General features: G+C 70.1%; 20 protein-coding genes. 8 read left to right on the forward strand and 12 right to left on the reverse strand.

The window, feature by feature from the left end; all coding sequences use genetic code 11:
- The first annotated feature begins 67 nt into the window (after nucleotides 1-67).
- The 4 genes from ACN20J_RS13940 to ACN20J_RS13955 all read left to right on the forward strand — a co-directional run bounded on the left by ACN20J_RS13940 (nucleotide 68) and on the right by ACN20J_RS13955 (nucleotide 3,355).
- Nucleotides 68-868 (forward strand): hypothetical protein, encoded by an 801-nt coding sequence (locus ACN20J_RS13940; protein WP_361995276.1) that lies wholly within the window; start codon nucleotides 68-70, stop codon nucleotides 866-868.
- An 87-nt stretch (nucleotides 869-955) separates the two neighbouring features.
- On the forward strand, nucleotides 956-2,098 hold the full coding sequence (locus ACN20J_RS13945) for an asparaginase (protein ID WP_419665992.1): 1,143 nt from the start codon (nucleotides 956-958) through the stop codon (nucleotides 2,096-2,098).
- Between the two features lie 219 nt (nucleotides 2,099-2,317).
- A complete protein-coding gene (locus ACN20J_RS13950) occupies nucleotides 2,318-2,719 on the forward strand; it encodes a RidA family protein (protein WP_189840407.1) in 402 nt (133 codons plus the stop codon).
- 9 nt (nucleotides 2,720-2,728) lie between these two features.
- On the forward strand, nucleotides 2,729-3,355 hold the full coding sequence (locus ACN20J_RS13955; protein ID WP_419665993.1) for a gamma carbonic anhydrase family protein: 627 nt from the start codon (nucleotides 2,729-2,731) through the stop codon (nucleotides 3,353-3,355).
- Between the two features lie 51 nt (nucleotides 3,356-3,406).
- Here ACN20J_RS13955 and ACN20J_RS13960 read toward each other — a convergent pair whose 3' ends face one another.
- The 3 genes from ACN20J_RS13960 to ACN20J_RS13970 form a co-directional block, all read right to left on the reverse strand.
- On the reverse strand, nucleotides 3,407-4,285 hold the full coding sequence (locus tag ACN20J_RS13960) for a glycoside hydrolase family 6 protein (RefSeq protein ID WP_419665994.1): 879 nt from the start codon (nucleotides 4,283-4,285) through the stop codon (nucleotides 3,407-3,409).
- 408 nt (nucleotides 4,286-4,693) lie between these two features.
- The gene (locus ACN20J_RS13965) at nucleotides 4,694-5,410 is read right to left on the reverse strand and encodes an aspartate/glutamate racemase family protein (protein ID WP_419665995.1); all 717 of its coding nucleotides are present in this window, start codon (nucleotides 5,408-5,410) and stop codon (nucleotides 4,694-4,696) included.
- A gap of 2 nt (nucleotides 5,411-5,412) precedes the next feature.
- Nucleotides 5,413-6,918: an NCS1 family nucleobase:cation symporter-1 gene (locus ACN20J_RS13970; RefSeq protein WP_419665996.1), complete on the reverse strand. Its 1,506-nt coding sequence runs from the start codon at nucleotides 6,916-6,918 to the stop codon at nucleotides 5,413-5,415.
- A gap of 291 nt (nucleotides 6,919-7,209) precedes the next feature.
- Here ACN20J_RS13970 and ACN20J_RS13975 point away from each other — a divergent pair, with 291 nt between their 5' ends.
- Nucleotides 7,210-7,941, forward strand: a complete 732-nt coding sequence (locus tag ACN20J_RS13975; protein WP_361901113.1) for a GntR family transcriptional regulator — start codon at nucleotides 7,210-7,212, stop codon at nucleotides 7,939-7,941.
- Nucleotides 7,938-8,345 (forward strand): (2Fe-2S) ferredoxin domain-containing protein, encoded by a 408-nt coding sequence (locus ACN20J_RS13980; RefSeq protein WP_361995266.1) that lies wholly within the window; start codon nucleotides 7,938-7,940, stop codon nucleotides 8,343-8,345. Before ACN20J_RS13975 ends, ACN20J_RS13980 begins: the two co-directional genes overlap by 4 nt.
- 75 nt (nucleotides 8,346-8,420) lie before the next feature.
- Here the strand turns inward: ACN20J_RS13980 and ACN20J_RS13985 are convergent, their stop codons facing one another.
- Nucleotides 8,421-9,146: a uracil-DNA glycosylase gene (locus ACN20J_RS13985; protein ID WP_419665997.1), complete on the reverse strand. Its 726-nt coding sequence runs from the start codon at nucleotides 9,144-9,146 to the stop codon at nucleotides 8,421-8,423.
- Nucleotides 9,147-9,212: 66 nt separating this feature from the next.
- Between ACN20J_RS13985 and ACN20J_RS13990 the strand changes: the two genes are divergently transcribed.
- A complete protein-coding gene (locus tag ACN20J_RS13990; protein WP_190230305.1) occupies nucleotides 9,213-9,719 on the forward strand; it encodes an RNA-binding S4 domain-containing protein in 507 nt (168 codons plus the stop codon).
- 229 nt (nucleotides 9,720-9,948) lie between these two features.
- Here the strand turns inward: ACN20J_RS13990 and ACN20J_RS13995 are convergent, their stop codons facing one another.
- From ACN20J_RS13995 to ACN20J_RS14005, 3 genes are all read right to left on the reverse strand, one after another.
- Entirely contained in the window at nucleotides 9,949-10,443 is a 495-nt protein-coding gene (locus ACN20J_RS13995; RefSeq protein ID WP_419665998.1) for a DoxX family protein, read from the reverse strand.
- A gap of 163 nt (nucleotides 10,444-10,606) precedes the next feature.
- Nucleotides 10,607-11,299, reverse strand: a complete 693-nt coding sequence (locus ACN20J_RS14000) for a class I SAM-dependent methyltransferase (protein WP_419665999.1) — start codon at nucleotides 11,297-11,299, stop codon at nucleotides 10,607-10,609.
- Nucleotides 11,300-11,434: 135 nt separating this feature from the next.
- A complete protein-coding gene (locus ACN20J_RS14005) occupies nucleotides 11,435-12,469 on the reverse strand; it encodes an acyltransferase domain-containing protein (protein WP_361919999.1) in 1,035 nt (344 codons plus the stop codon).
- Nucleotides 12,470-12,507: 38 nt separating this feature from the next.
- On the opposite strand from ACN20J_RS14005, the gene ACN20J_RS14010 reads away from it, so the two are divergent.
- Nucleotides 12,508-12,771, forward strand: a complete 264-nt coding sequence (locus ACN20J_RS14010; protein ID WP_364186069.1) for a DUF6343 family protein — start codon at nucleotides 12,508-12,510, stop codon at nucleotides 12,769-12,771.
- A 140-nt stretch (nucleotides 12,772-12,911) separates the two neighbouring features.
- On the opposite strand, the gene ACN20J_RS14015 is transcribed toward ACN20J_RS14010, so the two are convergent.
- From ACN20J_RS14015 to rpsA, 5 genes are all read right to left on the reverse strand, one after another.
- Nucleotides 12,912-13,292: a tetratricopeptide repeat protein gene (locus ACN20J_RS14015; RefSeq protein ID WP_055617514.1), complete on the reverse strand. Its 381-nt coding sequence runs from the start codon at nucleotides 13,290-13,292 to the stop codon at nucleotides 12,912-12,914.
- 49 nt (nucleotides 13,293-13,341) lie between these two features.
- Nucleotides 13,342-13,950, reverse strand: coding sequence for a dephospho-CoA kinase (coaE, locus tag ACN20J_RS14020; protein WP_362304004.1), 609 nt, complete (start codon nucleotides 13,948-13,950; stop codon nucleotides 13,342-13,344).
- Between the two features lie 164 nt (nucleotides 13,951-14,114).
- Nucleotides 14,115-15,053 (reverse strand): PAC2 family protein, encoded by a 939-nt coding sequence (locus ACN20J_RS14025; RefSeq protein WP_189840394.1) that lies wholly within the window; start codon nucleotides 15,051-15,053, stop codon nucleotides 14,115-14,117.
- 182 nt (nucleotides 15,054-15,235) lie between these two features.
- Nucleotides 15,236-16,762 (reverse strand): flavin monoamine oxidase family protein, encoded by a 1,527-nt coding sequence (locus ACN20J_RS14030; protein WP_419668879.1) that lies wholly within the window; start codon nucleotides 16,760-16,762, stop codon nucleotides 15,236-15,238.
- 291 nt (nucleotides 16,763-17,053) lie between these two features.
- Complete coding sequence (gene rpsA / locus ACN20J_RS14035) at nucleotides 17,054-18,562, reverse strand: 30S ribosomal protein S1 (RefSeq protein ID WP_189840393.1); 1,509 nt, start codon at nucleotides 18,560-18,562, stop codon at nucleotides 17,054-17,056.
- Nucleotides 18,563-18,842 lie beyond the last annotated feature (280 nt).

Here is an 18,842-nt window from a genome sequence, read left to right on the forward strand (position 1 = left end):
TCCTGATTGTCAGTGGCGTGCGTTACGAATTGATGTGTCACGCAGCGTCACGACGGGGGAGGTAGTGATGACGATGCAGGGTGCGCCCGATCCGGAATCGGAGCAGGGTCGTGTGGGGGCGGAGCCCGGCCGTACGCATGTCTCGGCCGCCGGGTTGCGGGCGCGGGGGTGGACCGACGGGATAGTGCGCCGGTTGCTGGGGGAGCCCGACCGACTGAGCGCGCATCCACGCTTCCGTTCGGCGCCGTGGACCCGGATGTATCGCGTCGAGCGGGTCGAAGCCGCCGAGCAGAGCGCGGAGTTCCGGTCGGGAGCGGCGTTCCGGTCAGGAGCGGCGTTCGCGGCGCGGCGGTCCGGTGCTGTGAGCAAGGCCGTGGGCCGGAGGGGGCGGGAGTCCGTGGCGCGCCGGCGGCGGGAGGTGCTGGCCCGGATTCTGGCCGAACCCATCGACGTACCGCGCATGGACGCCGGGGAGTTGGCGCGCCGAGCCGTCGAGCACCGCGCCCGGCGGGAGAGGGAATCCACCGCAGGCATCGCAGGCACCGCAAATGCCCTCGGCGCCCCCAGTACCCCCAGCCCACCCTGCTCCCCCAACCCGCTCCACTCCCCCAGGCCACCCCACACTGATCCCGCATCGCTCGACCGATGGACGGTCGACTATCTACGGCACCGGCTCAGCCCCTACGACGAGCTCCTCGAAGGTCTCTCCAGCCGGGAAGGACGAGGCAGGGCCGCGGCGCTCCTGCGGCAGCGGATCCTCGCCGCCATCGCCGAGGCGTACCCGGGGCTCGCGGCGGAGTGCGAACGGCAGGTGCGCAACCAGCAACTCGGCCCGCCGGCAGGGGAAATCTCCGCACACAGTGATTGACACGTGCACGCAACGCTCGGGAAAACACCGCTTCCTACGGTCGGCGGGCGAGCGCCGATCACCGACCCGCAAGGAGCCGTGCCACCCGTGAAGATCGCCCACCGTACAACCGCCCTGCTCTGTTCGTTCGCCGTCGCCGCGGGGGTCTCGCTGGCGGGCGCGAGCGCCCATGCCGACGAGAGGAAGGACCTGCCCGAAGTGGCGGTGATCGGCACGGGCGGGACCATCTCCGGGGTCAGCACGAACCGCGTCTCGTTCCAGGACTACCAGTCGGGGAAGCTCGCGATCTCCAAGATGGTGGACGAGTTGCGGCCGGAGGTGAACGGGCTGGCCAAGGTGACGACCGAGCAGTTCGGCAACAAGGGGTCGAGCGGCTACTCCATCGCGGACTACCGCAAGCTCACCGCGTCCGTGGACACCGCGCTGAAGAAGAACGACGCCGTCGTGGTCACCACCGGTACGGACACGATGGAGGAGTTCGCGTACTGGCTCGACCTGACCGTGCGCAGCGACAAGCCGGTCGTCCTCACGGGATCGATGCGGCCGTGGACCGTGATCGGCACGGACGCGCCGGCCAACCTCTACAACGCCATCAAGCTCGCCGCGAGCCGCAAGACCAAGTGCTACGGGACCGTCGTCATGCTCAACGACGAGATCCAGGCGGCCCGGGAGGTCCGCAAGACCAACGCCCTGCGCATGGACACCTTCGAGAGCGGACGTTCCGGGGTGCTCGGCGCCGTCGACCAGGACAACATCCGGCTCAACCGGGCACCGGCCCGCGTCCAGAAGTGCGGCAAGAGTGCCTGGCGTACGCCCTTCGACCTGGACCGGATCGTCGGCAAGGTGAGCGCCAAGGAGAGCAAGCCGCTGCCGAAGGTGGAGATCGCGTACTCGTACCAGGACGCGGGCGGCGAGGCGATCAAGGCGTTCGCGGACGGCGGCGCCAAGGGGGTCGTGACGGCGGGCACGGGCGCCGGGGGCATATCGCCCGCGATGTCGACCGCGCGGACGGACGCGGTGAAGAAGGGGGTGACGTTCGCATCCACCACCCGTACCGGATCGGGCGCGGTGTACGACTCGACGGGCACCACCGGCGTCATCGGTGCCGAGGACCTGAGCCCGCAGAAGGCCCGGCTGTTGCTGCTCCTCTCCCTCGCGGCGACGAAGGACGAGAAGCTGATACGGGAGTGGTTCGCGACACTGGGGACGGCCCAGTTCACCACCCGGTGACCGCCCAGTTCACCACCCGGTGATGGCCGAGTTCACGACCAGGTGACGGCCGGGTCGGCCACCAGGTGACGGTCGGCGGTGGCCGATAACACCTCTCAGAGGATCGGCGGAGGATATTCGGATGCGGCCCCGCAAGCCGGGGCCGCATGATCGGCGGGTTGTCCCTCAACAGCCACCGATTCGCTCGACATCCACCGGTCAGTCCGCGGGAGGCCACCCATGATGAAGCGCGTCACCGTCCCCACCCTCTTCAAGCCGCCCACCTACTCCCACGCCTCCGTCGTCGAGGCGGGCACGCGTCTCGCCTTCCTCGCCGGGTCCGTGCCCCTCAACGCCGACGGCGAGCTCGTCGGCCCGGGCGATCCCGTACGGCAGGCCGAGCGGGTGATCGCGAACCTGGGTGAGCAACTCCGTGCGATCGGCAGCGACTTCGAGCACGTCGCATACACCGATGTGTATGTCGTGAGCAGTGACCCCGCGGTGCTCTCCGAGGTGTGGGACGTCGTGGAAGCCTCCCTCCTCAGCGTCGGCCCCCACTCCTCCACCCTCCTCGGCGTCGCGTGCCTGGGCTACACCGGCCAGCTCGTGGAGATCACGGCCACGGCCGTGGTCCCGGCCTAGAGTCCCCCCATGCTGATCGAACACCGCGGGCAGCGGCCCGTCGTCCCGGCCTCCGCGTACGTCGCGCCGACCGCCGTCCTGTGCGGCGCAGTCACCCTCGGCGAACACGCCCGCGTACTGCACGGGGCCGTGCTCACCGCGGAGGACGGGGAGGTGAAGACCGGCGACAACGTCGTCGTCATGGAGAACGCCCTCGTACGGGGACGGCGACGGCACCCCGTGCTCATCGGGAACGCCGTACTCATCGGACCGCACGCCCATGTCAACGGCGCCCGGATCGAGGACGAGGTCTTCGTGGCCACCGGAGCCTCCGCCTTCCCCGGAGCCGTCGCGGGCGCCGGTTCCGAGCTACGGATCAACAGCGTGCTGCACGTCAACTCGATCCTGCCGCCCGGCTCGGTCGTACCCATCGGCTGGATCGCCGCCGGCGCCCCGGAAGCCAAGCTCTTCGCACCTGGTCAGCACGACGAACTGTGGGAGGTGCAGAGGGAGTTGGACTTCCCGGGCACGGCGTACGGCGTCCCGCGGGGCACCTCCATGCGGGACATCATGGCCCGGCAGGCGGACCACTTCGCCGCACACCTCGACGACCGCGTCCTCGACGACGACCCCGGCCCCAACTCCTCGCCCGACTGACGTCCCGGACCGGACCGGCACACACCCCATCCCCGCCCCGGCCGTGCCCGCTCAACCGCGGGCGTTCCGGGCGTTCCGAGCCAGCTCCAGCGCGTACGACGGCCACCACTGCCCGGCGGTCGGTCCGCCCCGGCAGGTGCCGTCGGACTCGCCCGGGCGCTTGATCCACAGGTAGGCGTCGATCAGCGGGGCGCCCGTGGCAGTGGTCGGCGGTGTTCCCAGGGCCCTGCCCGGCGGATTGCACCAGGAATCGGTGCCGGTGTAGGGCCCGTTGCCGTTGCGGCTGGTGTCGATCACGAAGTGCTTGCCGCCGAAAGCCGCCGACAGTCGATTTCCGTACGCCGAACTGGCGGCGTCCGTCTGGAAGTTGGAGACGTTCAGCGCGAAGCCGTCGGCGCGGGCGATGCCCGACTGCGTGAGCGGCTCGACCAGTTTCGAAGTGTCCGGCAGCCAGGCGGAGTTGCCCGCGTCGAGGTAGACCCGGGTACCGGACTGCCGCTTGAGGCGGTCCACGGCGTACGCCAGCAGCGCGTACCGCTCCTCGGCCACGACCGGGGCGCAGCCCGCCACCGTCTGCGCCACGGCGTCCGGTTCGACGATCACGTACGCGTCCCGGTCGCCCAGCCCCGCCGCGAAGTCGTCGACCCACTTCCGGTAGCCCGCGGCGTTCCAGGCCCCGCCTCCCGAGTACGACCCGCAGTCGCGGTGGGGGATGTAGTACGCGACGAGTACGGCCGTACGCCCCTGTCGTGCGGCGGCGGTCGTGCGGGCCCGTACCACCGCCCGGGACGCGGGGCCGTTGAGCCACTCGGCCTGGGGACGGGTGGCGATCCGGTCCATGAGCAGCGCGTCCGCGGTCCGTCCGGCAAGGCGCCATTCGGCGGCCTGCAGGGCGGCGCGGGACCGGGGATCGACCCAGAAGGACTCCACGGGACCGGGCTCCCTCACCTGCGACTCACCCCTCCCCGCCGGACCGACGCCCACCATTCCGCGCGCACTCGACACCCCTCGCGCGCCCGACACCTCACGCGCACCCGAAGCCCCGGCACCCCACACGCCCGCCGACGCGGCGACCACCAAGGCGGCCAGCGCGACAGCAACCACCCGAACCCGGCCCCCGGCACGGACACGGGCACGGCCGGCACAGGCACGGATGCCACAGGCAACCAACCGAACACAGGCACCCACACCAGCGACCACGACCGACTCCGTTCCCACCGCCGGAGGCAACGGCGGCGACTCCTCCGCGGGGCACCGCCCACGTACCGGCGCCGCTCCCCCGGAGTCTGCGGTCAGCCGCGCCCGGTCACCCCGTTCGCCGCTCGGGGGCGGGGAGAATCACTCCGACGGCGGCCCCCAAGTACGCCGCTTCGGCAGGGGCTTGGCATAGCTCCCCGCCCGGCTCGTCGTCAGCCCGAGCGACACCAGCGACTCGGCGAGCTTCACCGCCGCGCCCACCCCGTCGACGACCGGCAGCCCCAGCTTGTCCCCCACCGCCCGCTGCAGCCCGGTCATCCCGGCGCACCCGAGCACCAGGACCTCGGCTCCCGCGTCCCGGGCCCGCTCGGCGGCGGCCACGAAGGCCGCTTCCGTGCGCTCCGCGTCGCCGAGGTCGAGGACGCCGAGCCCGGTGCCCACGACGGCCGCACAGTGCTGGGCCACCCCGGCCCCGTACAGGCTGTCCTCGATCTGCCCGGCCGACCGCTCCAGTGTGGTGACGACGCCGTACCGCCGCCCGAGCAGACACGCCAGATGGGCCGCCGCCTCGGTGATGTCGACGACGGGTACGTCCACGAGTTCCCGTACGCCCTCGCGCCCGTGTTCCCCGAAGCCGGCCATGACGACGGCGTCGTACGGACCCTCGTACGTCCGCAGGGTGTCGATGACGGCAGCCGCGGAGAGATAGCTGTCGAGCCAGCCCTCGGCGGACTCGGGTCCCCAGGCGGGGGTGACTCCGAGCACGGTGGTGCCCGGGCCTGCTGCGGCCCGGGCACCTCGCACGATCTCCTCGGTCATCCCCTGCGTGGTGTTGCAGTTGGTGACGACGATCCGCACGCTCAGCCCTCCACGGGAGCAGAAGTCGGAGCCGAAGTCGGAGCCGGCTCGGTGACAGGGGCAGGGACCGCGGCGCGCTCGGAACGGCACAGGAGCGCGTACAGTCCGGCGGCCAGCGCCGTCCCGATGAACCACGAGTACGGGGCGACCTCGCTGAAGGTCGTCACGAGGGCGAGCACCGCCGAGACCGCCGCCGCGGGCAGGAACGCCCACAGGGCCTTGGGGTTGACGCCCTTGCGGTAGTAGTAGCGCGATCCGGGCTCGGCGTTGAAGAGCTCGTTCACGTCGATGCGGCCGTGCTTGACCCAGAAGTAGTCGAGCATGATCACGCCGAACAGCGGGCCGAGGAAGGCGCCGAGACCGCCGAGGAAGTACTGGACGACGGTGGGGTTGGAGAAGAGGTTCCACGGGGTCACCACCAGCGCGGCCACCGTGCTGATCAGGCCGCCGACCTTGAAGGTGATCTTCTGCGGCCAGACATTGGCCAGGTCGTACGCGGGCGAGACGAAGTTGGCGACGATGTTGACACCCATGGTGGCGATGGCGAAGGTCAGCGCACCCAGCACCAGGACCCAGGTGTTGCCGATCTCGGCGACAAGGTGGGCCGGGTCGGTGATCGCCTTGCCGAACACCTCCAGCGAACCGGCCGTCACGATGACCGACACGATCACGAAGGCGGTCGAGTTGATGGGCAGGCCCCAGAAGTTGCCGCGCTTGACCGTCCTGTAGTCGGGCGCGAAGCGCGAGAAGTCGCAGAAGTTGAGCATCAGCGTGCCGTATGTGGCGAGGATCAGCCCGATCGCACCGAACCACTGACGCCACTGCTCACCGACAGAGACCGGGTTCGGAGTCGTCGTGAGCGAGATGGTCCAGTCGGCCTTGGCGAGGATCCAGATCGCGAGGGCGATCATGACGAGCCAGATGGCCGGACCGCAGAAGTCCTGGAACTTCCGTACGGATTCCATGCCCTGGCTGATGATCAGCGCCTGGAGCAGCCACAGCGAGAGGAAGGACACCCAGCCGAGCGCGTCGAGGCCGAGGAAGGAGCTGTGGGTCCACGACTCCAGGCCCGGCCAGGCCGCGAGCAGCATGATGTTGACGGCGACGGAGGCCAGATAGGTCTGGATTCCGTACCACATGATGGCGATGACGGCCCTGATCAGGGCCGGGATATTGGCACCCCAGACACCGAAGCTGATCCTGCTGATCACGGGGAAGGGCACGCCGTGGCGCTGCCCGATCTTCCCCATCCAGTTCATGCCGACGTAGATGAGCACGAAGCCGACGAGCAGCGACGTGAAGATCTGCCAGACGTTCATACCGAGGACCAGCAGGCCCGCCGCGAACGTGTAGTTGCCGAGGTTGTGGACGTCGGACATCCACATGGCGAAGAGGTCGAAGACCTTCCAGTTGCGCTTGCCCGCGGGCGCGAGGTCTTCGTTGGTGAGCCGGGGATCGGGGACGAACGCCGGAGCGCCGGTGGCTGTGGCTGGATCGGCGAGGGACACAAGGCCTCCATGAGCGAGGGGACGGCGGGAGGACTGCGGGGAGTGCGGGTGCAAGTGCGAGTGCGACTACGGGTGCGGGTTCGGGTTCGGGGAGAGTGAGAGGGGACGGGGAGCGTGCGGGGCGGGGCGTGGAAGGGGACATGGGGAGGCTGGGGCCTGAGGCCCGGGGAGCAGCCGCTTGCAGTTTTGGTATACCAAACTGACGTCATGGTCTCGCCGCCGACGACATCTCGCCATGTCCGTACGGTTACAGCTCGGTAAAACCGTCCCTGGTTCGGCGAGGATGGACCCATGACAACGGTGGAACCGCTGGGGGCGGTACGCGAGCGGGTCCTCGGCTCGCTGCGGCAGGAGATCATCGCCGGGCGGCTGCTGCCCGGCGACCGGCTGGTCGAGCGGGAGTTGGCCGAGCGGTTCGGGGTCTCCCGCGTACCGGTCCGCGAGGCGATCCGGGCCCTGGTCGCCGAGGGCTTCGTCCTCTTCGAGACCCCGCGCCGCACGGTCGTACGCCGCCTGACCCCGACTGACGTCGCGGAACTCTTCGAACTGCGTGAAGCCCTTGAGGTGTACGCCACCGGGCTGGCCGCGCAGCGCGCCACCCGGGCCGATCTCGCCGAGCTGGAGGAGCTCCTCGACCGTGCGGCGGACGCGACCCGCGCGGACGACGCGGAGGCGATCACCGACATCAACACCCGTTTCCACGACCGCATCCTGGCGATGGCCGGAAACAGCCTGCTGATCTCCGTGATGGAGCCGGTCGACGGCCGGCTGCGCTGGCTCACCCGCCAGAACGAGGAGTGGCCCCAACTCCTCGCCGAGCACCGCGAGTTGTACGCGGCCATCGCCTCCGGCGACCGTGAACTGGCCCGCGCCCACGCCCTGGCCCACGTACAGGCCAACTACCGCTCGACGGTGCGCCACCTCTTCGGCGACTCCGACACCGAACCCGACCCCGCCTCACATGCCACTGCCAACTCCGGCTCCGGCTCTGGCTCCGGCTCCGGCTCCGAGGGAGAAGCGTGACCGTCCGTACGGCCATCGGTGCGGCGAGGACCCGTCCCTGCACACTCGTCGTCTGCCGCGGCTGCTGCTGCGGTGACGCGCGCAAGTACCCGGACTACGACCACGAGTGGCAGCTCGACCGGCTGCGCGCCGCGGCCGATGCCTCCGACGGCCGCCTCGCGGTCCGTACGACGGACTGCCTCGGCCCGTGCGATCAGGCCAACATCATCGTCGTACAGCCGTCGGGTGAGGGCCGCCGGCGAGGCGGCCGACCCGTCTGGATCGGCTGGTCGATGGGCGACGACTGCACGGACGAGATACTCCGCTGGGCGCAGGCCGGTGGCCCCGGCGTCGCCCCTCCCCCGGCCACCCTTGAGCTGCAGTTCGTGCAGTCGGCGGGCGAACGGGACCGGGCGCGACGCTGAGCGCTCCGCGGGAACGCGGTAACCGACCCGCCCGACCCGACGCCGCGGGCCGTCCGTTGCCGGTCGCGCGCGGCCCTAGCCCTCGTACGGCCGGGTCGGCAGGTCCGCCGCCTTCGCCGCCGTGCGCAGCACGTTTCGCAGCATCTCGGGGGTGAGCCGCCCCGTGAAGGTGTTGCGCTGGCTGACGTGGAAGCAGCCGAAGAGCTCCAGCGGCCGGTCGGGGCCGTCCAGCGTGACCCGCGCCCCGTGGGCGAAGGCCGGCCGGGGCCGGGGCACCGTCCAGCCCGCCGCGGCGAACGCGGGCAGCGCGGCCTGCCAGCCGAAGGCACCGAGCACGACGACCGCGCGGAGGGTGGGCCTGAGCAGACGCAGCTCGCTCACCAGCCAGGGCCGGCAGGTGTCCCGCTCCTCCGGCGTCGGCTTGTTGGCGGGCGGCGCGCAGTGCACGGGCGAGGTGACGCGTACGCCGTGCAGGGCCAGCCCGTCGTCGCTGCTCACGGACGTGGCCTGGGACGCCAGCCCCACCTCGTGCAGCGCCGCGTACAGCACGTCCCCGGACCGGTCTCCCGTGAACATCCGCCCAGTCCGGTTCCCGCCGTGTGCCGCGGGCGCGAGTCCGACCACCAGCAGCGAGGCGTCCGGCGGCCCGAAGCCCGGCACCGGGCGGCCCCAGTACGTCCAGTCCGCGAAGGCGGCCCGTTTCGTGCGGGCCACCTCCTCCCGCCAGTCGACCAGCCGCGGGCAGGCCCGGCACCCGGCGATCCGCTCGTCCAGCTCGGCCAGGCTGCGCTCCTGATCCATGCCCCCACGGTATGCCCGGCGGAAAACGGTTCCGACTGCCCGCCCGTCGAGGACTAAGGTCGGACCATGGCTTCAGGCACTCAGGGCAACGGCAAGGACGGGACCGGCGCGGGCAGCACCGACGCCGCCGTGGCCGACGCGCAGGCAGCCGCGAAGGCGGCGGCCCCCGCGACCGGTGAGACCGTGCGCGTCGACAGCTGGATCTGGTCCGTACGCCTCGTGAAGACCCGTTCGATGGGTGCCACCGCCTGCCGCGGAGGCCATGTCCGGGTGAACGGCGAACGCGTCAAGCCCGCACACACCGTCCGCGTCGGCGACGAGGTCCGGCTGCGGCACGACGGCCGGGAGCGGGTCGTCGTCGTGAAACGGGTGATCCGCAAGCGGGTGGGGGCGGCTGTCGCCGCCGAGTGCCTTGTCGACAACAGTCCGCCGCCTCCGCCTCGCGAGGCCGTCGCCCCGGCGGGGATCCGCGACCGGGGTGCGGGGCGGCCCACCAAGCGGGACCGGCGCGAGCTGGAACGGTTGCGGGGGCTTGGGGCGCCTGATGGTGGCCCCGGGGCACCTACGTCTTGACCCTGGCGGGGCGAGGACGAAGGCGAGGGCGAGGGCGAGGGCGGCTGCAGGTTCGCCGAGTGCGGGCCGTCCGTGGCTGATCGCGCAGTTCCCCGCGCCCCTGGAGGGGCGTCCCCGCGGACCCAGACACCCAGCACCCAGCACCCAGCACCCAGCACCCAGCACCCGCAACGAGTCCGGCAGGACCCTTGGGATGGCCCGCCGGACGCCGTCCGAACCCCGTACTCCCTCAGGAGCGCCCGCGGACCAGCCTCGGCAGCTCCGCCGCATCCCTCCGCCGTGCCCAGGCTATGAGCGCCAGCGGAAGTATCAGGATGAGCGGGGTCGCCGCGTTCTCCCCTCCGAAGACGGTGATCTGGGTGATGAACGCGCCCACCATCAGCGCGCCCAGCGACACCGCCGCCACCGACGAGAGCACCGGGATCAACAGGGCGACGGCACCGGCCAGTTCGAGCGCGCCGATGGTGTACATCCCCGCGCTGCCCCACCCCATCTCGTTGAACCCCTCGGCCGCCGAGGGGTGCGCGATGAGCTTGGGCAGCGCGCTCGCGAACGCGTAGAAAAGAGCGAGCAGCACCTGAAGTCCCCGCAGGGCGAGGCGGGCACGACGGCCACGGGCGGTCGCCGACTCGGCGATGACGGTGCCGGAGGTGGAGCGGGAGCCAGAGCCCGAGCCGGAGCCGGAGCCGGAGCCGGAGGTGACGGTAGCGGTGGTCTCGAACATGGGGATCTCCTGTGTGAAGCGGTGCGCGTTGCTGTCACAGAGGAAGACCGGCCCGGTGTCCGAAACTCATCGCCGCACGAGGAATTCGTTGCCCCACAAGGGGACTTCGCCCTCTTCAGGCCGTCACACCGTCACGCCCGCAGACCGCCAGACCGTCACGCCGTCACGCCGGCACCGCCCGAACCCACACCCGGTCCTCCGTCAGATACCGGTCGACCTTCAGCCCCGACTCCCCCAGCGCCTCCTCGAACGCCTCCTTCGTGAGCGGCCGGGCGAGGAACGTCTGCGTCCACACCGCGTCCGGGAAGACATACTCCGCCCGCACCGAGTTGACCCCGTTCCCCACCGGCTCCGCCGACAGCATCCGGATCGTGAACCCGCTCGGGTCCTGTCGCTCGCGCGGCAGATTCGTGTGGTAGTCCTCCCCCTCGCGCTGGATCAGCACGCACCCGTCGTCCGCGACATGGCTCCGGCAGGCGTCGAGCATCCCTCGCCGCACCTCGTCGTCTCCGTTGTGCACGAGGAACGACGCGAGCATCACCACGTCGAACTTCTCGCCTGCCAGGTCGAGCGTCTCGATGGGGCTGCATATCGTGCGCGCCCCGCGCACCCGCTCCAGCATCTCGGCCGACTCGTCCACGGCCGTCACCGTGAAGCCCCGCTCCAGGAGCGGGTGGGTCATACGCCCCACACCGCTGCCCAGTTCGAGAATGTGCGCCCCCGCCGGCACGGCCCCGGCGATGATGTCCGGCTCGTCCCCGACGGACAGCCGCGAGTACAGCTCCACCGCGCAGCCGTCCGGCGTGATGGCGCCGGGTCCTGTCCCCTCGTATCCCTCACGCATCTCGATCGTCATACCCGCACAACGGCCCGTGCTCGCCGCCCCGTTCCCTCCACCGCCCACACCACCCGTTCGAGTGACACTTCGAACTGGCCAGGAAATGATCGATAGTTGACCGTTAGTGGCGTGAGCTGGTCACTAATCTTTCGGTCACCACGCGAACCAGCCATGACCGCCGTACCAGTGGCCGCCCGCCCGCAGATGGTCCACGACCGCCCGCTCGACCCTGGTCCGCCGAGGCAACTCCTCCACCGGCAGCTCCGGGTCACCGAAGACGAATCCCACGGGACCCTTGTCGTCCGCCTTCGTCTCCTCGTACGCGATCTGGAACCGCTCCTGGAAGCTCACGATGTTGGAGTCCGCCGGAAGGTACCGCTGCAGCTGCCGGTCGAGCAGCCAGGAGTGGCATTCCGCCACCGCGTAGCGCTCGTCCGGGTAGTGGCGGGCGAAGAACTCCCGTGCCAGGTCCAGCGACTGGTCGCAGGCCTCCGGTGACAGGGGTCCCCGGAAGTCGGCGATGTGCACGCTCAGACAGAGGTCTCCGGGGCCGGTGTCGAGTCCCGCGGCCGAGGCCGCCTCGCCCGTGTGGCCGCCGAGCCGAGCGCGCTGGAACTGCAGCCGCCCCAGCTGGTACAGCTCCCCGTGGAAGTGCAGCCCGATCCACCAGGGCACCAGCAGCCCGCTGGTGCCGACGCGTCGCCGGTGCACGGCCATGTGCCGGCCCAGGTCGGCGAGGGTGCGCCGGGACACGTCCGCCGGAACGCCCCGTTGCAGGTGATAGGCGCGCACATACGGCAGCGCGGCGACGAAGACGAACACATGGAAAGTGCGGCCCAGCGCTCCGGTGGACTCCGGGAACGCGGGCGGCTCCCACCCTTTGCCGATCTCCCCCATGCCGCGTACGAACCGGGCGACGCACCGCCGCAGCAGCGTCATCGCCTCCGGGTCCGCCACCAGCCGGCCGCGCAGCGCGACGAGTTCGTTGACGTACTCGTGCGGCACGGACAGGTCGAGCAGGACGTCCGGCAGCGCGATCGCGTCCGGCAGGACGTCCTCCGCCCGTGGACCGTCGGGCTCGCCCTCGCTCTCCAGGTCCCTCAGCCATCCGGCGAGCCTCTCGTCCGCCCGCAGCTCCTCCACCAGCACAGTTGCTCCCCGTTCGTCCGCCTCTTGGTGAACGTGCATCACGAAGAGTACGTTTTTCCGTAGGAGTAGTGGTCCCGATGCGAACGGGCAGTGAACCGACGACAGCGCGCAGTGTCCTACGAGTGCGCCTGTGGCTCAGTGTGTGGGGCCTTGTCTGGGCGATCGTGGGGACGGCCGCGTTCGCCGTCGTCGGGCGGCCCGGCTGGGCGATCGCCTGCGGGGTGCTGTGGCTGATCGTCACCGTCGATCTGACGATGGTCCTCAGGCACATCCGCCAGGGGCCCCACTACCAGCCCGGGCCCGACATCCCGCCGTACCGACCACCGGAACACCGCCTCTAGGGCGCGCACTTCACCCCTCGGCTCTCAGCCCAGCAGCGCAACGGCCTCGTGTCGCTCAGCCTCGCAGCGCCGACGGCCTCATGTCAGAAGTCCTCCCGTGTCTCAGAACTCGTTCCGCGCCACGGGAGCCGTCCGGCGCCTCAGGAGTCGAAGCGCGCCGCGGCCAGATACTCCGGCTGCGGATCCAGCGCCGCCGCGAGCCTGAAGTGGCGCAGGGCCTGGTCGGAGCGGCCGGAGCGCTCATAGGTGCGGGCGAGCGCGAAGTGCGCGAACGCGTTGTCCGGCTCGCGCTCCAGCACGATGGTGAACTCCAGCTCGGCGGGCCGCAGTTGCGCCGCCGCGAAGAAGGCACGCGCGCGCAGCAGCCGGGCCGCGGTGTTCTCGGGATGTGCGGCGATGACTCGGTCCAGCAGCTTCACCGCACCCCGCGGATCCCGCGCGGCCAGCAACTGCTCGGCGGCACGGAAGTCGATGACATGCGTCTCCGGAGTACGTCCGGTGAATCCGCTGGTCTCGGGCACGGCAGAGTCCTTCCCTCACTGCAAGGAATCAACGCCCCCAAGGGGCCCACTATTCCGAGGCGCCCCGGGCCCGCCGGACCAGATCCGCCCACACGTCCCGAACGCGCCGCTGCAGGACTTCCAGTGGTACGTCGTTGTCGATGACGACATCCGCGATCTCCAGGCGCTTGTCGCGCGTCGCCTGTGCGGCCATACGCGCGCGGGCGTCCCCCTCGGTCATGCCACGCAGCCGTACGAGCCGGTCGAGCTGGGTCTCGGGGCTCGCGTCGACGACGATCACGAGGTCGTAGAGCGGCGCGAGGCCGTTCTCGGCGAGCAGGGGGACGTCGTGCACGACCACGGAGTCCTCCGCGGCGGCCTCTTCGAGCTCGTGGGAGCGGGCACCCACCAGGGGGTGCACGATCGAGTTCAGCACGGCGAGCTTCTCGGCGTCCGCGAAGACGATCGACCCGAGCTTGGGCCGGTCCAGGCTGCCGTCCTCGGCGAGCACGCCCTCGCCGAAGGCGTCCACGACCGCCGCGAGCCCCGCGGTGCCCGGCGCGACGACCTCCCGCGCGATCCTGTCGGCATCGATCAGTACGGCGCCCTGCTCCACGAGCAGCCGCGACACCTCACTCTTGCCGGCCCCGATCCCACCGGTCAGACCAACCTTCAGCATGCCCAAGAGCTTAGAACCCACCACCGACAAAGCCCCCGCGGGGCCCCGGCAGAGGGGCCGCGCCCCAAAGGGGCGCTGGGCTGTGCCCGTATGCGGCTCCGCCGCGTGGGCGCGCCCAGCCCCGACGAACCGGCAGCCGGAATCCGAGCCCTCCAGCGAAGCGACTACGCGTCGCCCTCCCGCTCCGCGAGGAACCGCTCGAACTCGAGCCCGATCTCGTCCGCGGACGGAATCTCCACCGGCTCGGCCATCATGTTGCCCCGCGTCTCGGCGCCGGCGGCGGCGTCGTACTGGTGCTCAAGCCCCTGGACGAGCGCGACCAGCTCCTCGTCGCCCTCCTGGATCTGCCGGTCGATCTCGGTCTGTGTGCGGTGCGCCTCGGTGCGCAGGGAGTGCGCGATCCCGGGCAGGACCAGACCGGTGGCCGCCGTGATGGCCTCCATGACGGTCAGCGCTGCGTCCGGGTACGGGGAGCGGGCGATGTAGTGCGGCACGTGCGCGGCGACGCCCAGGATGTCGTGTCCGGCCTGCATCAGGCGGTACTCGACCAGCGACTCCGCGCTGCCGGGGACCTGCGCCTCGTCGAAGGGGCTGCGATGGCCCGGGACGAGGTCCGTGCGGTTGCCGTGCGGTGTGAGGCCCACGGGGCGCGTGTGCGGTACGCCCATGGGAATGCCGTGGAAGTTCACGGACAGGCGCACGCCGAGACGCTCCACGATCTGTTGGACGGCCGCGGCGAAGCGCTCCCACTCCACGTCCGGCTCGGGGCCGGAGAGCAGCAGGAACGGCGCTCCGGTGGCGTCCTGGACGAGCCGCACGTCCAGCGTGGGCTCCTCGTAGTCGGCCCAGCGGTCGCTCCTGAACGTCAGGAGCGGGCGCCGGGCGCGGTAGTCCACGAGCCTGTCGTGGTCGAAGCGGGCCACGACCTGGTGGGGCAGCGAGTCGAGCAGCCGGTCGACGATCTGGTCGCCGGTCTCGCCCGCGTCGATGTATCCGTCGAAGTGGTAGAGCATGACAAGACCGGCCGACTCCTGGGCGAGCGCCATGTCGACGACAGCCAGGCCCTTCGGCTCCCATGCGTACAAACCCTGCGGATCAAGCACAGTGACCGCTCCTCCTCGTGTTCGTACTCCACAACGCGGACCAGGACACGAGCATTCCCCGCTCACGCCCGTTCGCTGCCCCCTTTTACCGGCTTCTCATGCGCCACGACCGCGCCTTGACCTCGCCATGACAGTGCAATGACGCCATGCCGTGTCGGTGCCGTGTCGACGCCCTGCCGGTGCTACGACGCCAGCACGCGCGCGTGGAGCGCGGTGACGGCCTTGCGGGCGGACGTGAACGCGCCGTGCTGCCAGGCGTCCGTGTAGCTGAGCCAGTCGCCCGCGAAGTAGACACGCCCCGTGGGCTCGTTGAGCGGCTTGTAGCGGGCGTGGTCGGGACCGCCGGTGGTCGTGTGCCAGGCGGCCTCCAGATGGGGCGTCTGGCGCCAGTGGTGGGAGAAGGAGGACGCCAGTTCGGTGCGGTACTTCGCCCCGTAGATCTTCACTCCCGCGGCGACCGCACGCGTCTCGCGCTCCCTGGGCGTGAGCTTCGCGTACGCGTCCGCGTCGGCCCCGTAGTTGTAGTAGCCGATCATGACGCCGCGTTCGCCGTGGAAGCCGTGGGACGGGTGCCAGATGTGGGTGACGTCCTGGTCGGTCTCGGTGATGCCGCCGTAGATCCGGTGGTCGAGCTCCCACCAGCGGGAGCGGTATTCCAGGCCGATCTTGGCCGCGGACGACGGTGTGATCGCCTCCAGCGCGGTCTGTACGCCAGCACCCAGGTTGTGCGGGATCTTGGCGAGGATGTTGGGCGGCAGCGCGCCGACGCAGTAGTCGGCGTCGACGCTCCTGGTCCGGCCGCCCTGGGTGTACGTGACGGTGACGCCGCTTCCCTTGTCGGTGATTTTCGAGACGACGGCCCCCGTACGTATGCGATGGCCCCCGATCGCCCTCGTCAGGGCGCGCGGTATCCGGTCCATGCCGCCCACCGGCTGGAACATCAGCATCGCCTGGTCGAAGCCGAACTCGAAGGAGAAGTAGCGGCCGACGCCGCTCGCGAACACCTCGGAGGCGGACGGGACGTCACCGAGGAGCACACCGGGGGTGCCCGCGGCGGCGGGGACGACCTCGTATCCGCGGCGCTCGCCGCCCGTGTAGTCCAGCGTGTTCCCCAGGTCGCCGAAGTCCTTGAGGAACTCGACGAGCCTCTCCCGGTCCTCGGCGCTCAACTCCGCGTCGAGGGCGCCCGTGTCGGTGGCCTTGGCGAGCAACTCCGAGACGTACCCGTAGACATCGGCCTTCGCCGTTCGGTACCGCATCGGCTCGGTCATGCCGGCCGACTCGTTGAAGAGGTACGCGTCCGCGTTGACGTTGGTGAACACCTCTAGCGGGACACCGAGTTCGCGGCAGTAGTCAAGAGTGACCATCCACTGGGGCAGACGCGCCGGGCCCGCGTTCATGTACTGCCCGTCGCCGAAGCGGGCCGTCTGCCGGTTGCCGTACAGGTCGGTGGTGGTGTCGCCGCCCCGGACCGTGAAGTTGCGGCCACCGGTGCGGTCCCTGGCCTCGAGGACCGTACAGTCGTAGCCCGCCTTGCCGAGTTCGTACGCGGTCGTGAGGCCGGCGATGCCGCCGCCGACGACGACCACCTTGGCCGCGCCGCGTCCGCTGAGCGTGAAGTCGCTCGGCTTCGGGGCGTGGAAGGGCTGTTCGCGCTGGGCGGCCTGGGCCGTGGGAGCGAGGCCGAGGGCTCCCATGGTGGCGAACATCGTGCCCGCGCCGCCGGTGAGGCCCACCCTGCGCAGGAACGAACGCCGGCTCGTACCAGGACCGCTCTGAGGCTGTGCCATGACTGGGGCTCCCCTTCTCGATCTTGAACGACCGAGGAAGCCTCCCAATGGCCGGTTACGGCCCATCAGTTATTCATGTATCCCGCAAGTTTCTGCAACCGCGCGCTTTCCGGCCGGCTGAACGCCTCTGCCGGTCAACGCACTGCGGGCCCGCACCCAGAAGGGTGCGGGCCCGCAGTCACCAGCTAGTCACTGCCTAGAGGTGTGCGATCAGCTCTGGCCTCCGGCCAGCTTCTCGCGGAGGGCGGCCAGCGCCTCGTCCGACGCCAGGGCGCCGGAGTTGTCGTCCGACTCCGAGGAGTACGAACCGCCGCCGCTGCCACCGGAGGCGGCCGGAGCCGCACCCGGGGTGGCGACACCCTCGGCCTCGGCCTGGGCGTCCGCCTCGCGGGACTTGATGACCTGAGCCTGGTGCTGCTCGAAGCGCGTCTGCGCCTCGGCGTACTGGTTCTCCCACACCTCACGCTGGGACTCGTAGCCCTCGAGCCAGTCGTTGGTCTCGGGGTCGAAGCCCTCGGGGTAGATGTAGTTGCCCTGGTCGTCGTACGACGCGGCCATGCCGTACAGCGTCGGGTCGAACTCGACCGAGGCCGGGTCGGCACCGAAGGACTCGTTGGCCTGCTTCAGGGACAGCGAGATCCGGCGACGCTCGAGGTCGATGTCGATGACCTTGACGAAGATCTCGTCGTTGACCTGGACGACCTGCTCCGGGATCTCCACGTGGCGCTCGGCCAGCTCGGAGATGTGGACCAGGCCCTCGATGCCCTCGTCGACGCGCACGAACGCACCGAAGGGAACGAGCTTGGTGACCTTACCCGGGACGACCTGACCGATCTGGTGCGTACGGGCGAACTGCTGCCACGGGTCTTCCTGCGTCGCCTTCAGCGACAGGGAGACACGCTCGCGGTCCATGTCGACGTCGAGGACCTCGACGGTGACTTCCTGGCCGACCTCGACAACCTCGGAGGGGTGGTCGATGTGCTTCCAGGAGAGCTCGGAGACGTGAACGAGACCGTCGACGCCACCCAGGTCCACGAACGCACCGAAGTTGACGATCGAGGAGACGACGCCGGAGCGGACCTGACCCTTCTGCAGGGTGGTGAGGAACGTCTGGCGAACCTCGGACTGGGTCTGCTCGAGCCAGGCGCGGCGGGACAGGACCACGTTGTTGCGGTTCTTGTCCAGCTCGATGATCTTCGCCTCGAGCTCCTTGCCCACGTAGGGCTGGAGGTCGCGGACACGGCGCATCTCGACGAGAGAAGCCGGCAGGAAGCCACGGAGGCCGATGTCGAGGATGAGACCACCCTTGACCACCTCGATGACGGTGCCGGTGACGATGCCGTCCTCTTCCTTGATCTTCTCGATGGTGCCCCAGGCGCGCTCGTACTGGGCGCGCTTCTTCGAGAGGATCAGGCGGCCTTCCTTGTCCTCCTTCTGGAGAACAAGGGCTTCGATCTCGTCGCCGACCTTGACGACCTCATTGGGGTCGACGTCGTGCTTGATCGAGAGCTCGCGGCTCGGGATGACACCTTCGGTCTTGTAACCGATGTCGAGCAGGACCTCGTCCCGGTCGACCTTCACGATGACGCCGTCGACGATGTCGCCGTCGTTGAAGTACTTGATCGTCTCGTCGATCGCGGCGAGGAAGGCTTCCTCGTTACCGATGTCGTTGACCGCAACCTGCGGGGTGGTGGCGGTGGTCTCGGTGCTGCTCGTCATGTGGGTAAGGGCTCCGGTACGGACAGTGAGTCGTAGGTACTGCTTACGCCGGGAGCCCGTTTCGCTCTGAAGAAGCCGGACAGCCAAGGAAGCGCCGAATCCGGGCGTGTTCCATGACGAACACTTGCCGGTGGCGCCTCGAAAACCGAGGGGACATACAACAGATGCGAGCGCAGCCTGCTACGTCTGAGGAGCGCAGGCCCGCAGCGCAACTTGTAGCATACGGGGGCAGCCGGACAGGGTCAATGCGCGAAGGCGCACACCCGGGGCGGAACGCCGC

The sequence above is a fragment of the Streptomyces sp. 2-1 genome (genome assembly GCF_048564895.1).
Taxonomy (GTDB): Bacteria; Actinomycetota; Actinomycetes; order Streptomycetales; family Streptomycetaceae; genus Streptomyces; species Streptomyces phaeochromogenes.